The sequence below is a fragment of the Herbiconiux sp. genome (assembly GCF_023264895.1).
In the GTDB taxonomy this organism is placed as follows: Bacteria; Actinomycetota; Actinomycetes; order Actinomycetales; family Microbacteriaceae; genus Herbiconiux.
Genome location: NZ_JAHFUY010000027.1, coordinates 45,072 through 59,815, shown reverse-complemented (window position 1 = coordinate 59,815; position 14,744 = coordinate 45,072). Strand labels below are relative to the sequence as shown.

General features: G+C 70.4%; 14 protein-coding genes. 6 read left to right on the top strand and 8 right to left on the bottom strand.

Translation table 11 applies throughout. From position 1 onward, the window contains the following. Positions 1-826 (bottom strand): glycosyltransferase family 2 protein (locus Q0D57_RS06330; protein ID WP_291039979.1); only part of this gene is annotated, 826 nt, incomplete at its 3' end. Between the two features lie 105 nt (positions 827-931). On the opposite strand from Q0D57_RS06330, the gene Q0D57_RS06325 reads away from it, so the two are divergent. Continuing rightward, complete coding sequence (locus Q0D57_RS06325) at positions 932-1,579, top strand: hypothetical protein (protein WP_291039977.1); 648 nt, start codon at positions 932-934, stop codon at positions 1,577-1,579. A 156-nt stretch (positions 1,580-1,735) separates the two neighbouring features. On the opposite strand, the gene Q0D57_RS06320 is transcribed toward Q0D57_RS06325, so the two are convergent. Further along, positions 1,736-2,902, bottom strand: a complete 1,167-nt coding sequence (locus Q0D57_RS06320) for a GGDEF domain-containing protein (protein ID WP_291039974.1) — start codon at positions 2,900-2,902, stop codon at positions 1,736-1,738. Between the two features lie 46 nt (positions 2,903-2,948). After that, a complete protein-coding gene (locus Q0D57_RS06315) occupies positions 2,949-4,583 on the bottom strand; it encodes a PAS domain-containing sensor histidine kinase (protein ID WP_291039972.1) in 1,635 nt (544 codons plus the stop codon). Positions 4,584-4,680: 97 nt separating this feature from the next. On the opposite strand from Q0D57_RS06315, the gene Q0D57_RS06310 reads away from it, so the two are divergent. The 3 genes from Q0D57_RS06310 to Q0D57_RS06300 are packed head-to-tail and all read left to right on the top strand — an operon-like array spanning position 4,681 to position 7,704. Further along, entirely contained in the window at positions 4,681-5,346 is a 666-nt protein-coding gene (locus tag Q0D57_RS06310; RefSeq protein WP_291039970.1) for a response regulator transcription factor, read from the top strand. 22 nt (positions 5,347-5,368) lie between these two features. Then, on the top strand, positions 5,369-6,568 hold the full coding sequence (locus Q0D57_RS06305; RefSeq protein ID WP_291039969.1) for an ATP-binding protein: 1,200 nt from the start codon (positions 5,369-5,371) through the stop codon (positions 6,566-6,568). Continuing rightward, positions 6,565-7,704, top strand: coding sequence for a hypothetical protein (locus Q0D57_RS06300; RefSeq protein WP_291039968.1), 1,140 nt, complete (start codon positions 6,565-6,567; stop codon positions 7,702-7,704). The genes Q0D57_RS06305 and Q0D57_RS06300 overlap by 4 nt, the downstream gene beginning before the upstream one ends. Before the next feature lie 17 nt (positions 7,705-7,721). Here Q0D57_RS06300 and Q0D57_RS06295 read toward each other — a convergent pair whose 3' ends face one another. The 3 genes from Q0D57_RS06295 to Q0D57_RS06285 all read right to left on the bottom strand — a co-directional run bounded on the left by Q0D57_RS06295 (position 7,722) and on the right by Q0D57_RS06285 (position 9,055). Further along, positions 7,722-8,192, bottom strand: a complete 471-nt coding sequence (locus Q0D57_RS06295) for a MarR family transcriptional regulator (RefSeq protein WP_291039967.1) — start codon at positions 8,190-8,192, stop codon at positions 7,722-7,724. Next, positions 8,179-8,712 (bottom strand): MarR family transcriptional regulator, encoded by a 534-nt coding sequence (locus Q0D57_RS06290; protein WP_291039964.1) that lies wholly within the window; start codon positions 8,710-8,712, stop codon positions 8,179-8,181. The genes Q0D57_RS06295 and Q0D57_RS06290 overlap by 14 nt, the downstream gene beginning before the upstream one ends. Positions 8,713-8,785: 73 nt before the next feature. Next, positions 8,786-9,055, bottom strand: coding sequence for a hypothetical protein (locus tag Q0D57_RS06285; protein WP_291039961.1), 270 nt, complete (start codon positions 9,053-9,055; stop codon positions 8,786-8,788). A 185-nt stretch (positions 9,056-9,240) separates the two neighbouring features. Here Q0D57_RS06285 and Q0D57_RS06280 point away from each other — a divergent pair, with 185 nt between their 5' ends. Further along, positions 9,241-10,110: a TetR/AcrR family transcriptional regulator gene (locus Q0D57_RS06280; RefSeq protein ID WP_291039959.1), complete on the top strand. Its 870-nt coding sequence runs from the start codon at positions 9,241-9,243 to the stop codon at positions 10,108-10,110. Here Q0D57_RS06280 and xylB read toward each other — a convergent pair. Next, entirely contained in the window at positions 10,107-11,537 is a 1,431-nt protein-coding gene (gene xylB, locus Q0D57_RS06275) for a xylulokinase (RefSeq protein ID WP_291039957.1), read from the bottom strand. The genes Q0D57_RS06280 and xylB overlap by 4 nt on opposite strands. A gap of 139 nt (positions 11,538-11,676) precedes the next feature. On the opposite strand from xylB, the gene Q0D57_RS06270 reads away from it, so the two are divergent. Then, the gene (locus tag Q0D57_RS06270; protein WP_291039955.1) at positions 11,677-12,276 is read left to right on the top strand and encodes a low molecular weight phosphatase family protein; all 600 of its coding nucleotides are present in this window, start codon (positions 11,677-11,679) and stop codon (positions 12,274-12,276) included. 418 nt (positions 12,277-12,694) lie between these two features. Here Q0D57_RS06270 and Q0D57_RS06265 read toward each other — a convergent pair whose 3' ends face one another. Then, positions 12,695-14,689, bottom strand: a complete 1,995-nt coding sequence (locus Q0D57_RS06265) for a hypothetical protein (RefSeq protein WP_291039952.1) — start codon at positions 14,687-14,689, stop codon at positions 12,695-12,697. Positions 14,690-14,744: the final 55 nt, after the last annotated feature.

The following is a 14,744-nucleotide window of genomic DNA, read 5'->3' as shown; positions in this document are numbered from 1 at the left end:
GCGCGTCGAGGCCTCGGAGGGTGGTCATCCCACCCACATCCGCGCGGGCCTGGGCGGAGATCTTGGTGAGGTAGCCGGCGCTCTTGATCTGGAGCGAGAGGAGCGAGTCCTCCACCTCGGAGTCCTTCACCCACGGGGTGTTCTGGTGGTTCTCCACCATGATCTGCCGCAGCGCCTTGGTGCTGAAGATCGAGAACTGCCCGCCGAGCACCGCCATGTTGCGGCCCTTCAGCATGTTCTGCATGTTGAAGGCGGCGAACTGGAAGCGCTGCCCGGTGATCAGGAACTTGGCCATGAAGCCCTCGATGGGGCGGTCGTCGATGGAGAAGATCGCCGAGATGCCGCCGATGCGGGAGTCGGAGGTGATCTCCTCGGCGAGGCGCTCCACCGCATCCGGTGCCGCCGTGGTGTCGCCGTCGACGCCGAGCAGGAAGTCGCAGCCCTCGATCAGCTGGTAGCCGTAGTTGAGGGCGCCGACCTTCTTGTCCTTGTTCTTGCCGATGTCGTGCACGTACACCTCGGTGAACTGCTCGACGCCGTCGACCTCCTTGAGGTGGGGGCCTGCGTACTGCGCGGCGATCTTGACGGTGTCGTCGGTGGTGTTGTTCACCACCACGTGGATGACGTCGGGCAGCCGGGTCTGGGTCAGCAGCGACTCGAGCACGGCACCGATCGACTCCGCCTCGTTGTAGGCGGGGATGATGCAGCCGATCGTGGGGCGGTACGACGGGAGCGATTCGACCGACTCGATGAAGTCGTTCTGGAACTCGTCGTGCTCGTCGCCCAGATCGGTTCGATCGGTGACGTACGGGTTGGTCTCTGACATGTCTCAAGTCTCCAATACGGTCCCCAGGGTTCCCCCGCCAATGCGCTAGGGTCGCGTCAGGATCAGCTTAAGATTGAATCAGGTCTGCAGGGAAAGGTTTTTTCGATGGCATCCATCACCCGATCGGGCAGCCGCAAGGCCGTCAGAGCCGCTGCGGCGGGCACTCTGGCGCTCGCGACCGCGATCGCGCTGAGTGCCTGCGGCACCGCACCCTGGGATCAATCGCAATTCAACACCTCCTCGGCCACCGCCTCGCCGACCGCTCGGCCCACCGCCGCCCCCACCATCACCCCGGTGGTGAACGAGCTGGCCTCGGGCTCCGCCCGGCACACGCTGCAGGCAGGCGACATCGCCCTCACCCTCGACTACTACTCCACGCTCAGCATGGATCAGTGGACGGCGGAGGCCAACAAGCCCCTGACCTTCTCTCTCACCGGCGCTCTCGGCACCGACGACGGGCAGAGCTTCTACCTCTCCCGCGTCACGCTCACCCCGGGTGTCGACGGCCCGCTCGGGTCGCTGCCGGCCCCGGCGCCGCTCACCGACCAGGCCTCCGTGCCGCCCGGCTACTACATCAAGAGCCCCTACTCCTACAGCCAGACCTTCATCCTGCCCGCCCTCGATCCGGCGGCCACGTCGATCACGGTCTCGTTCACGTACGAGATCCTGCTGCAGACGGCTCCCGGATCCGGCGACTACGCGAAGCAGACGGCGACCGACCAGCTGACGATCGCGATCGCCCAGGCTGAATAGATACGGCGCCGCCGCCTCTGCGGCGCCGGGGACATGTTCCGGTGAGGTCGCTTCGCGGCCTCGCCGTCACCTTGGGTCGTCGAGAAGGCCCAGACGGCTTCGGGCTCGGTCCCCGGTAGCGACCGCAGGCGGTTTGCCGTACGGGTCCGCGTCTGGTCAGGCGGTTTGGGGGCGGCCTACCACGATGCGGTTGCCGCCCTCGTCGCGGGCGGCCTGGGTGGCGATGTCGAGGGCGCGGCGGAGAGCGGGGAGGCTGTAGCCGAACGACTCGGTGTCGACCACGCCGAAGCTCGCGGTGGCGCGGAGCGACTGCTCGGGATCGATCGGCTCGTCGACGAGAGCGGTCTGCAGCCGGATGGCGAGCTGCTCGGCCTCGTCGGCCGTCGAGACCACGCTGACGATCACGAAGCGGCCCGCGCCGGTGTGGCCGAGCAGTCCGCAGGTGGGCGCGTGGTGACGCACGATCTGCGCCACCGAGCGGATGGCCGTGTCACCGAAGGTGCGGCCGAAGGCGGTGTTCATCTGCGGCAGGTTGTCGACGTCCATGGCGATCATGGCGAGGAGGTCGCCGTGGAACGACGCGCGCTCGACCCAGTCGGCCCACTGCTGCATGAACGACGCCGCTGACAGCACGCCCACGACCGAGTGCACGCCCACTGTGACGTCGCCGAGGGCCCGGGCGCCGGATCGCTCGGCCTGCAGGATCGACATCGAGATGGTGCCGAGCAGCACCAGCAGGATGGTGATGATCGTCGTGACCTGGGTGCTGAAGTAGGTCTGGAAGATGACGCTCTCGGGCCCCATGGTCACGAAGATCGATGCGCGCAGCACGTAGAAGGCGCAGACGAACCAGAGGCTGAAGCTCAGGATGCGCGCGTTGAGGTTGCGCCGCATGCGCGACCGCATCGTCTCGGCACCCCCGAGCCCCGCGAAGACCGCGATGCCGATGAACAGGGGCGTGGAGCCGGTCCAGACCCCCGCGTCGGGGCCCTCGAGGCAGGTCAGCACGAGGATCACGCCGGCGGCGGCCAGGGGGATCCAGATGTAGGAGGAGCGGCCGTTGAACACCCGCGAGCCCGACCAGATGGCGCCCACCGACATGACGTAGGCGGTGTTGCCGATCGCGAGGATCCACCACAGGTTCGGCGACATTCCCCAGACCGAGAACGACAGGGCCGTGAGCATCCCGGCGATGAAGGAGATGCTCCAGAGCCGGCCCGAGGCGTCGTTGCGGCGCATGGCCGTGTTGAGGATGAACGAGACGCCGCAGAGGATGATGATGAGGCCCGAGATGAGCAGGAGCGACGGGATGTCGAGCGTCATCGGCCGTGCTCCCCACTTGAAACGGATGTGTGCGTCGACTGGGAGTTTAGCGCGAGCGCGGGATGGATGCGGTGAAGGTCGTGCCGACCCCCGGAGCGCTCCGCACCGTCAGCTCCCCGCCGTGCCGCCGCACGATGTCGCGGCTGATCGTGAGACCGAGCCCGGAGCCGTGGATCGTGGACTGCCGCACCCCCTCGGCGCGGAAGTAGCGGTCGAAGAGCTTCTGCTGCTCGAGCTCGCTGAGCCCGATGCCCGTGTCGGCCACCACCAGATCGGCGTGGTCGCCCGAGGCCGTCACGCCGACCTCGACACGGCCGCCCTCCCGGTTGTACTTGATGGCGTTCGAGAGCAGGTTGTCGACCACCTGGCGGAGCCGGAAGCCGTCGGCCTCGAGCAGCACAGGCCCCTTCGCCGTGTTCTCGATCACGATGTCGCGCTCGCCCGCCGCGATCCGCTGCGCCTCGATCGCCTCGGCGACGATCTCGGAGAGGTCGCACGCGCTGAACGACATGACGATCTGCTGGTCCTTCTCGCTCGCGGCCGTGAGGAGGTCGGCCACGAGCGCGAGCAGGCGATCCGCGTTGGAGGACGCGACCTCGAGCATGGAGCGGGTCGAGGTGTCGAGCGTCTCGTCGTCGAGAGCGAGCTCGAGGTAGCCGAGGATGGAGGTCAGCGGCGTGCGCAGCTCGTGCGAGACCGACGCCACGAGGTCGTCCCTCGCGCGGATCGCGTTGATCTCGGCCGTGACGTCGCGCGAGACGAGCACCCCGCCGTCGAGCTCCCCGGTGGGGGCGGTCAGCGGGCGCGAGCTCACGGACAGGGCGATGCGGTGCTCGCCCGGCTCTCCGAGCCACACGATCACGTCGTCGAAGCGCTCGCCCTGCACTGCCCGGTGGAAGGGGCGATCCTGCTCGTCGTAGACGGTCGTGCGGTCGGCCGTGTAGAGCACCGCGTGCTCGGCGGCGATCTCCGGCTGACCGAACTGGCTCTGCACGGTGCGGTGCGAGCGGTTGAGGATGGAGAGTCGCCCGTCGCGATCGAACGCGACGACGCCGAACGTGACGGCATTCAGCACCTCGTCGAGCGTCTGCTCCTGCCGCCTCGCCCGGCGCAGCGCCACCTCGAGGAGGTCGGCCTGCTGGCGGAGGAGTCCCCGCTGGGCCGCCGTGCGGCTGGAGGTGGCGAGGGTCGCGGTGGCGACGAACGCGAGGGTGATCGGCAGCACGAGCAGCCCGGGCAGGCTCCCGACGGTGAGCGGCGCGCCGCTGACGGCGGCACTCAGCCAGAGCAGACCCGACGAGCCGAGCACGCTCGTGACCGCCCCGGGCAGCGCGTAGTAGCTCGAGAGCCAGATGACAGGGAACGTGAGGAGGAGCCCGACACCGAGGTTGGGGTTGCCCTCCCGGATCGAGATGATCGCCAGGATGTCGAGGACGGGCAGGAGCGCCGCCCACCGCCGGTCGAATCGCGACCACGGCACGAGCGCCGAGGTGCCCGTGAGGATGAACACGAGCGCGACTCCGCCGAAGAAGCGGAAGTCGAGCACGGAGTCGGGCTGGAAGATGTAGGCGGCGCAGACGAGCACGAGCAGAGCGGCCGCCAGCAGCAGCTGGGACTGGAAGACCGCGCGGTCGAAGCGCGACCGGCGTTCCGCCTCCGTGTAGTCACTCCCCGACCCCATGTGTCGAGAGTACAGCCAGCCGGTGCCGCGGATTGGACCCGTCCGAGAGCGGCGGATATCATGCCAGGAGGGGTGTCAGGGTGAATTCAGGTCGGGCGTGAACGGGCGCGGTGCGAGCACGCCGTCCGCAGGCGTGCACACCGTGGGCATCGTCGACGACCACGAGCTCATGCTCGACGGCCTAGGCACCTGGATCGACGCCCACGCTCCCGCCCTCGACGTCGTCATCCGCTCCTCGTCCTGGTCCGAGATGGTCAGGCACGCGGCGTTCCCTCCGGACGTGGTGCTCATGGACCTGCAGCTCAAGGAGCCGATCTCGGTCGAGGCGCGCGTGCGGATCTGCCGCTCGGTGGGCACGGCGGTCGTGGTGATGAGCGCACTCGACGACCCCGAGACGATCAGGCGCGTGCTCGACGCGGGCGCCGCGGCGTTCGTCTCCAAAGCCCGCCCGGCCGAGGAGCTCGTCGAGACCGTGAGGAACGTGCTCGGCCTCCGCAGCTCCGGAGCCGCCGCCTGGGACGAGGTGTCGCGGCCCCGCGTGGTCTCCACGAGCATCCGCTTCACCGAGGACGAGGAGGAGACGCTGCGGCTGTACGCCTCGGGCCACAGCCCGGTGGAGGTGGCGATGATCCTCGGCACGAACATCCAGGCCGTCAAGAACGCGCTCGACCGCGTGCGTCAGCAGTACGCGGCGGAGGGCAGGCAGGCCGACTCCAAGCACGACCTCATGCTCCGGGCCGCCGAGGACGGATACCTGGCATGACGCCGGGGCAGGTGAGCCGGCCGTGACGCTGCAGATCGCGACCGACGTCGACGGTGTCGCCACGAGCAGCGCCCTCTCCCGGGGCGGGACCTGGCTCGCCGCTGTCTTCCTCAGCGCGACCTTCGTGATCGCCGCGCTCTTCATCCCCGTCACGGGCCGCTTCGAGATCGCCATCGGGCTCGCCGGACTCGCCGTCACCGGATTCGGCGTGATCGCCGCCCTGCGCACGACGGGCTTCGCGCGCGCGATCGTCTTCACGGTGGCCGCGTGCGCCGGGCTCTACGTCTTCGCCTTCATCAGCGCCTCGGTCTCGGTGAGCGAGGGGGGAGGCGCTCCCTCGAGCGACTACGTGCTGCTGTCGATGCCGGAGTTCGCGGTGCTCGTGGTGGGGATCGCGGCCCGCTCACTCGCGCGCTCGCTCACCCTCGGCACCCTCGCCTTCGTGCTCGGCGCGGGTGGCGTGCAGCTCGCGGCCTGGCAGGCGGGCATGGCGCTCGCCGTCGACATCCCGGTGGTGGCCTCGTACCTCGCGCTCTGCCTCTCCGTCTCGGCGCTGTGGATCGGCCGGCGCGACGCAGCCCGCGGCACCGCCCTCATGTCCGGCGCCGCGCTCGCCGAGGAGCGCGACGTCGCGGTGGCGCGCTTCAACGCCCGAGCCACGAGCTGGCTGCACGACACCGTGCTCGCCGACCTGCGGGCTCTCGCCGCCCTGCCGCCCGGTGAGCTCGACGACGCCACGCGGCAGGCCCTCGACCGCGACCTCGCGAACCTCGCGGACGTCTCGCTGGTGCTCGACGCCCCCGGGCTCGGCGGCTCCGTCAGCCGGGCGCTCGCGAAGGTCCCGGCGCTCGTAGGAGTCGTCCGCGATGCCGAGCAGCAGGGGCTCGAACTCGTCGTCACCGGCGACGTCGAGGCCCTGAACGAGCTCGGCTCCGCCGTGACCAGGAGCCTCGAACGCGCCATCTCGGAATGCCTCCTGAACGTGCTCCAGCACTCCGGCGTGCGCGAGGCCGAGATCGCGGTGATGTCGAGCCCGCCGGAGGTCAGCGTGATGGTCTCCGACTCCGGATCGGGGTTCGACGTGAACGAGACCGGTGACCACACGGTCGGTCTCCGCATGGTGGTCGTCGACAGCCTCGCGGAGATCGGCGGCTCGGTGCAGATCTGGTCGCGACCGGGGGCGGGGACCGCCGTCTTCATGACCGTGCCGGTCGCCGCGTGAACCCGCGCTCGGTGCGGCCCCCGCGAGGGAGCACGGCGCTCGAACTCGATCCGCTCGGCGCGATCAGCGCGAGGGGCTTCCTCGTGGTGGTGGCCGCGGTGTCGCTCCTCTGCGCGGTGGGGCTCACGATCACGACGGCCGACCAGGTCTCGTCGTGGCCGCTCGCCGTGGCCGCCCTCTCCTCGCTCGTGGCCGGCTATGCGTGGTTCCTCCGGAGCGCCTTCCGTTTCGATCACGGGGTCACGAGCGACAGGTTCTCGATCGCGTTCGCGCTCGTCGCGGTGGCCACCGTGCTCAACTCGCTCAGCTGCCTGGGCTCGAACATCGTGGTGCGCGACGACTGGGGCCTCCTGACCGTCGGCCTCGTGCTCGTGGCGGCGGCGCCGTTCCGCACCTACAACGAGCTCCGGGGGTACACCGCCGTGGCGGGCGCCGGCACAGGTCTGCTGGCCGTGCTGCACGGCTTCGCGAGTCTCGGCGACGGCATCCCGCTGCCCGTCACGGTGCTGGTGGCCGTGGCGCCCGCCCTGGCGATGGGGCTCGCCTCCGTCGCCTACGCCAGGCAGCTGCTCCACGGCATCTACGCGGAGCGCCTGCAGCAGGCCGACGACCGCGACGCCCAGATCGACGAGCTGCGGCGCCGGTTCGTCGACGACGACGTGGTGGGCGAGATCGGCTCGCTCCGGAGCGACGTCGTGCCGTTCCTGGCGCGGGTGCGCTCGGCCGGCCGCCTCACCGCGGAGGACTCCGCCCGGGCGGCGGAGCTCGCGCAGACGCTGAGCGCCGCGATCTCGGCGTCGCGGATGCTCGACTCGCTCGGCGACCACGTCGATCTGCTGGTCGATGAGAGCGGTCTGTCACTGCGCATGCACGAGGACGACCGGGCCACGCTCCGCACCCTCCTGGTCGCCCTGCAGGACTCGCCCCACACCCGCCCCGGCTCCGTCATCCTCGAGCTGCTCGAGGGGGAGTCAGACCGCTTCGGATCCGTCCGCTGCGCGAGCGACGACGTGCGGGCACTGCGCGCCGATGTGACGCCGTTCCTGCGCATGACGAGACTGATGTTCCGCTCGGCATCGGAGCAGGTCGTGGGGGAGGAGCTGCTGGTGCAGTTCGACATCGACCGGCTGGCCTGAGCCGACAGGGGCGCCCGTCAGGCGGTCGCGACCTCGTCGGCGGCCGTCGCCAGATCGAGCAGGAACCGGCGCACGATCTCGGCTCCGCGCTGGTCGAGGTGGGAGGCGACGCCCATCATCCGGCGGTGCATCTCGCCGAGCGTCGCGCGCACCTCGTCGTCGGAGCCGGGCGTCGCGCTCACCGCGATGCTGCGCCGGTCGGTCGGGTGCGCCCCGCGGGTGAGGTGCCCGGACTTCGTGAGCCGGTCGAGCATGACGGTGACCGAGGCCGACTTCATGCCGAGGTGGTCGGAGAGCATTCCCGGTGTCACCACGCGGCCCTGACCCTGGGCGCGGAGGAGGAAGCGCAGGGCGGCCAGGTCGTTCTCGCCCATCTTCATCGAATCGCGGGTGCGCCGGCGCATGGCCTCCTCGGCAGCACGGTAGGCCCGGAGCTCGCGCAGGACCTCGGCGGCGTGCGGCGAGGTCACCTGCTCAGCGGCGGTCATCGGGCTCGGCGATGTGCGAGTCGATCTGGTCGACCGCGTCGCGGAGCTCGGCCAGGAAGCCGATCACGACGGACGCCTCCTCGGGCGTCAGCCGCTCGACGACCTCGAGCAGCTCACGTCGGACGTCGCCGAGCGTAGCGGCCTTGACCTCGTCGGTCGGAACGGTCGGCACCACGATGAGGGCACGGCGATCGAAGGGGCTGGGCTCGCGGTGCAGGTGGCCCTGCTTCTCGAGTCGGTCGAGGAGGACGGTGATGGAGGCGCTCGTGATGCCGAGGTACTGCGCCAGCTCCTTGGGCCCCACGGCCTTGCCCTGCTCGTGGGCACGGAGCAGGTACCGCATCGCGGCCAGGTCGTTCTCTCCCATCCCCATCGACACCTCGGAGCGACGGCGCATGGCCGTCTCCGCCGATCGGAAGGTGCGCATGGCCTCGAGAACGGCGACGCCCCTCTGGCGGGCGGCTTCGGAGTCGGAGCCGTACCAGTAGTGCGGCGCCGAATCGGGTCGTTCGGTGGTCATCCGTTAAGCGTAGACCCACTTGTAACTAGAACGACTAGGTTCGCGGGTATCGATCTCGAATCGATGTCGAGGTTCAGGCCACCGAACGCAGCGCTCGAGTGAGCGAACGCACCGGGCGCTCGGGCTGAGCGCTGCGCAGCAGCGCCACGGCCGCCGCGAGCGAGAGGGCCTGGCCGGCCTCGACGGCGCGGTCGTAGCGCGAACCGGAGAGGGCGACGTAGACGCTGCCCGCCCGCTCGACGAAGCCCAGGAACCGATCACCCGACAGCACGCGGTAGAGTCCGGCGGCCTGTCGCTCGACGCTGTAGTTCTGTCCGTTCGAGATGAGTTGCATCGTGCTCATAGTTGCTCGCCTTCCTTCACGCGTGACGTAATGCTAGATAGCCTAACTAGTAGTTGACGTACGAGAAACGGGTTGACTCGGATGCCTCCGATCCGCTAGGAACGCTTGGCGGGTTCTCGTTCGCTAGGTTTGACAACACCTGTCGTGAGCGATGACAGGGCACGACGAGGCTGGGGGTGCGGGGAATGGTCGAGGAGGCTCCGACCGGGAACGACCATCAGCGACGCTCGCGGATCCGGGCCGCCGAGGTGCGTCGCCGCGTGCTCGACGTCGCGCTGGAGCGGGTGGAGGGGATCGGCCTCACGATCGGCTTCGAGCACATCGTGATGGACGACCTCATCCGTGAGGCCGGGGTGCCCCGCAGTTCGACCTACCGGCTCTGGGACTCGAAGGAGTCGTTCATCGCCGACCTCCTGATCGAGATCGCCACCGACACCTCGACCAAGCTCGCCGACGACGAGACGTTCGAGATCTGTGAGCGCATCCTCCTCGACAACCTCGACCAGCTGCAGGATCCGGCGGGGCGCGAGCGGGTGCTGTACGAGGTCGTCCGGGTCGCCCTCGAGCACAACTTCCGCGCCGTGATCGCCTCCGTGGCCTGGCAGTCCTACGTGGGCCTCTCGGCCACACTGCTCAGCCACATGGAGTCGTCGGCCCGCGACGAGATCGAGCGCGCGCTGCGGAACGGCAGCGGAGAGTTCATCGAGCGCATGGCGGAGTTCCACGCCTGGATCTCGAACATCCTCGGCTACCGGCTGCGCGAGCAGTGGGGAGGCGACTACCGCCCGTACGCCGTGGTGATCTCCTCGCTCGTGGAGGGTCTCGGCCTCCGGCACCTCGGCAACCCCGATCTCGTCGACGCCGACTTCCGCGGCCCCGCGAGCGTCACCCTCGGCAGCGACGAGCCGGGATGGAAGCTCCCTGCGATCGCGCTCGTGGCCGTGCTGCACGGATTCGTCGAGCCGGATCCGGACTACGACGCCGACGCCACCGTGGCCCGCCTCCGTGAGATGGAGCGGGCCAGGGAGGCGGGGCGCGACGAGCCGGGCGCCTAGGAGCGGGCCGCGGCCGCGTACTGCTCCCGGATGACGGGGCGGTGATCGGGTGCCGGCTCGGCCGAGAGGGCGAGCGGCCAGACCGGACGGGTGCCGGTGAGGGCCCAGGCGGCCTGGGTGGCGGCGCCGTCGGCGACGTACTCACCCGGCAGCGGCACGGCCACCGGGGCGTCGAACACCTGGGCGGCGATGGTCTGCACGGCGGGGTTCAGGGCGGCTCCACCGATCAGCAGGATGCGACGGGGCTCGACACCGACCCGGCGCACGGCGTCGAGGCCGTCGGCGAGCCCGCAGAGCAGCCCCTCGATGGCCGCTCGGGCGAGGGTGGGGCGCGTGGTCGACGCGAGGGTCATGCCGAAGAGGGTGGCGGTGGCATCCGGCAGGTTGGGGGTGCGCTCGCCCTCGAAGTAGGGCTGCAGCACGAGCCCACGGGAGCCGGGCTCCGCCTCGAGCGCGAGCTCGCCGAGCGCGGTGTGGTCGACGCCGAGGAGGGCGGCGACGGAGTCCAGGATGCGCGCGGCGTTGAGGGTGGCCACGAGGGGGAGGTAGGCGCCGGAGGCGTCGGCGAAGCCGGCGACGGTTCCGGACTCGTCGGCCGACGGGCTGCCGGTCACGGCGAACACGGTGCCGCTCGTGCCGATCGAGACGACCACGTCGCCCTCGGTGGCGCCGAGGCCGAGGGCGGCACCCGCGTTGTCGCCCGCACCGGGGCCGACCACGATCCCGGCCGGGATCGTCACGCCGGCGGACTCGAACGCGACGGTGCTCCCGGCGCTCTCCGCCGGCCCGAGCACGCGCGGGAGCACGGCGTCGTGGCCGAGGGCGGCGATGAGCAGGCCCCGGTCGTACTCGTCGGCCCCCGGGGTCCAGTAGGAGGTGCCGCTCGCGTCGGAGCGGTCGGTCACGAGCTCGCCCAGCACGGGGCCGAGCGGGCTGCGGCCGGCGGGGCCGAAGCCGCGCAGGCGCCAGGTGAGCCAGTCGTGCGGCAGCGCCACGGCGGCGACCCTGGCCGCCGCCTCGGGCTCGGCGTCGCGGAGCCAGCGGAGCTTGGTGGCGGTGAAGGAGGCCACGGGCACCGAGCCCGTGCGGGCCGCGAGCTCGGCGGCGCCGAACTCCTCGATCAGGTCGCGGGCGGCCGCGGCGGAGCGCGTGTCGTTCCAGAGCAGCGCGGGCCGGATGACCTCGCCCGCCTCGTCGAGCACCACCATGCCGTGCTGCTGGCCCGCGATCGAGATCGCCGCCACGTCGTCGAGACCGCCCGCACCGGCGACGGCCTCGAGGAGAGCAGCCCACCAGGCCTCGGGATCGACCTCGGTGCCCTCGGGGTGGCGGGCACGCCCCTGGCGCACGAGCTCACCGCTCTCGAGGTCGCGGACGACGAGCTTGCAGCTCTGGGTGGACGAGTCGATTCCGGCGACGAGCGTCATGGTCTTCTCCTGGGCCGTGGCGGCCGGTGTGTCGGGGCGTCTTTGCGGACAGCTGAGGGGAGGGATAAAAAGTCTTCAGTCACAACATATTCGACGGCGCGGCGGCGCACCAACTCGGCGGACGCGATAGCGTGAACCCGTGGCCGAATTCTCCGTTCTGACCGTCTGCACGGGCAACATCTGCCGATCCCCGCTGGCCGAGCAGATCCTCCGGGCCCGGCTCGCCGACGTGAACGCCCTGGAGTTCGCGAGCGCGGGCACCTACGCGGGCGAGGGCGACGCCATGACGCCACAGGCATCCGCTCTCTCCACCCGCTTCGGCGGAGCGCCCGAGGCGCACCGGGCCCGCTACCTCACCGAGCAGATCGTGGGTGCGAGCGACCTGGTGTTCGCGATGGCGCGCAGTCACCGTCGCGAGATCGTGGAGCTCGTGCCCCGGAAGGTCGGCGTGACCTTCACCCTGAGGGAGTTCGCCCGGCTCTCCGCCGGCGTCCCCGATGCCGAGGTCGCGGCCGTCGCCGAGCGCGGCGGGAACGTGCGGGCAGGGCTCGCCGAGGTCGTGGCGTTCGTGGCCTCGAGGAAGGGCCAGATCGGTCCGCCCGCCACCACGGAGGACGACGACGTCATCGACCCGTACCGGCGCAGCGACGCGACCTACGAGCGGTCGGCCGACCAGCTCGTGCCGGCGGCCGAGGAGGTCGCTCGCGTGCTGCGGATCGCCGCGCTCGCGAACCCCTGAGCCCAGGAGCCCGGCCGGACGACGTGGCTCGTGGGAGCCACAGGATGGCGCCCGAGGAGACCGCGACCACGATCAGGGCGCTCGCCGCGATGGTGAGGGCGCACACGAGGCCGACCTTGAGCGCGAGGCTCGAACCGATCTTCTCGGTCGTGCTGTATAGCTCGGGGCGGTAGAACCGGCCCTTGGGGTGCTGACGGCCCGTCTGCGGCTCCGCGAAGCGGCCCGTGGGGATCGCGTCGACATCGATCAGGAACGCGTCGCCAGCGCCCGTCTGCGGGCGCGATGACGTGAGGGGCTTCCTGCCCGCGTCGTCGAGGGGTGTCTCTTCGTGCACAGGCCAAGCGTACCCCGAACGGGGGAACGCGAAAGGGCGGGTGCGACCGGAGTCGCACCCGCCCTCAGGCGTTCACCGCTGGATTCAGCTGCGGCGGTCTGCTGCGGTCGTCTGGTTGCGACGGACCATCAGCAGCACACCACCGGCGGCGAGCAGGAGCGCGAGCGCGCCTCCGCCGACGAGCGGCATGGCCGGGTTACCGGTGTTGGCGAGGCCCGGGCCGTTGCCGGTCGGGGTGGATCCGCCGGTACCGGCGACGGCGATGTTCACGGTCGCGACCGTTCCACCGACACCGTTGATGACCTGAGCGGCGCTGATCTCGTACGTGCCCTGAGCGAGAGCGGCGGCGAAGGGGATCGCCCAGGTGCCGTTCTCGGCGACGACCGCGGAGCCCGCGGAGCTGCCGTTGACGTAGGCGACCACCGTGGCGCCGGCGATGCCGGTACCGGTGAGCTGCGTCGGGGCTGCGCCCGGCTCGTAGGTGGTGCCGCTGACCGGCGAGGTGATGATCGGGGCGACCGGGACCACCTGGAAGGTGGAGACGGCTGCCGGCGATGCCGGCTGGCCCTCGACGACCTGGGTGGCCGAGACGGAGTAGCGGCCGTAGGTGAGGCCACCGGTCTCGATGCTCCAGAGACCGGAGTCGGCGACGACGGCCTCGCCCGTGACGTCACCCGTGAGGGTGACCGTGGCGCCGGGGTAGCCGGTGCCCGAGATCACGGGGATGTCGGTCTCGACGAGCTGGCCGTCGAAGGGCGACGTGATGGCGGGGGCGCCGAGCACGACGTCGACAGCGAACGACGTGGTGTCGGAGCTGTCGAAGCCACGGGTGGCCGTGAGGGTGTAGTTGACCTCACCGAGACGGTTGGCAGCCGGGAAGCTCCAGTTGCCGTTGCCGTCGATGGCCACCTCGAACGAGTCGCCCGCGTTGCCGAAGGACTGGCTGACCTCGAGGGTCGCACCGGCAGGGCCGGTTCCGGAGATGGTCGAGCCGGAGTAGACCTGTCCGCCGTCGGTGACCGAGGTCACCACGGGAGCGTCGAGGTACAGGGCGACGGTGTAGCCGCCGGCGAGCGCGAGGCCGGCCTGCAGGTCGGCACCGAAGGTGTAGTTGATGCCACCCGAGGTCGTTCCGCCGGAGAGCACGCCCACGGCGGTGTTGCCCTGGATCATCGCTCCGCCGGAGTCACCCTGGATGGAGTCGAGCTCGGCCATGAAGCCGTACACCCAGTGGTCGGACACGTTGGCCCAGCCCTTGGTCTCGATGACCGTTCCCTCGGTGAAGCCCGTGGTGCGGCCGCTCTTGGCGACAGGGCCCTCGACAGCGGTTCCGACCGAGCGGACCGGGATGGTCGAGGCGGAGAGGTCCTCGGTGCCGGACGTGGTCCAGTCGGTGACCTCGGCGAGGGTGTTCAGGTCGGCGTTCTGCACGTTGAAGACGGAGATGTCGACGCTCGTGGTGCTGCCGTCGCTGCCGGGGGCGTCATTGGCGCCGCCGAACTGCGAGAAGGCGAGGTCGCCCACGGCGTAGGTGGGCTCGATGTCCGTGTTGTCGGACGCTCCGCCACCAGCAGGGTCACCGGTCGGCAGCGTCAGCTCCGCGAGCGTGCGGGCGCTGTTGTCGGTGCAGTGACCGGCGGAGATGATGGCGGGCTCGCCGGCGGTCGACCAGCCGGAGAAGCCGACGGAGCAGAGGCCGACGGTGTTGTCGACGGGCTGCGTGAGTGCGCCGTAGCCCGCGCCGCCGACGATGTCGGTGTCGGCGTAGGCGGTGATGGGGGCGTCGACGGTCTTGACATCGACGATGCCGCTGGCCTGGAGGGCCTTCACAACCTCGTCGGTCGAGTCCTTGACGACGTAGACGACGGGCTTGCTGTCGCCGGGCAGCACGGCTGCGACGTCAGCGGAGGAGGCGAGCAGCTCCTGTGCGTATGCGTCGAACGCAGCACCCGACGTGGGAGCAGTGCGATCGTCGTCCGGAGCTGCGAAGGCAGCCGTTCCGAATGCGCCGGTCATTCCGGCGACCGTGACCGTTCCGACGGCGAGATATGCCAGTCGTTTCTTCCATGAGTTCGTCATAGACCCCTAGTTCCTTTGCGTGTGCCAGGGGCGTGCTTTGGCGTCTCCTACTTCG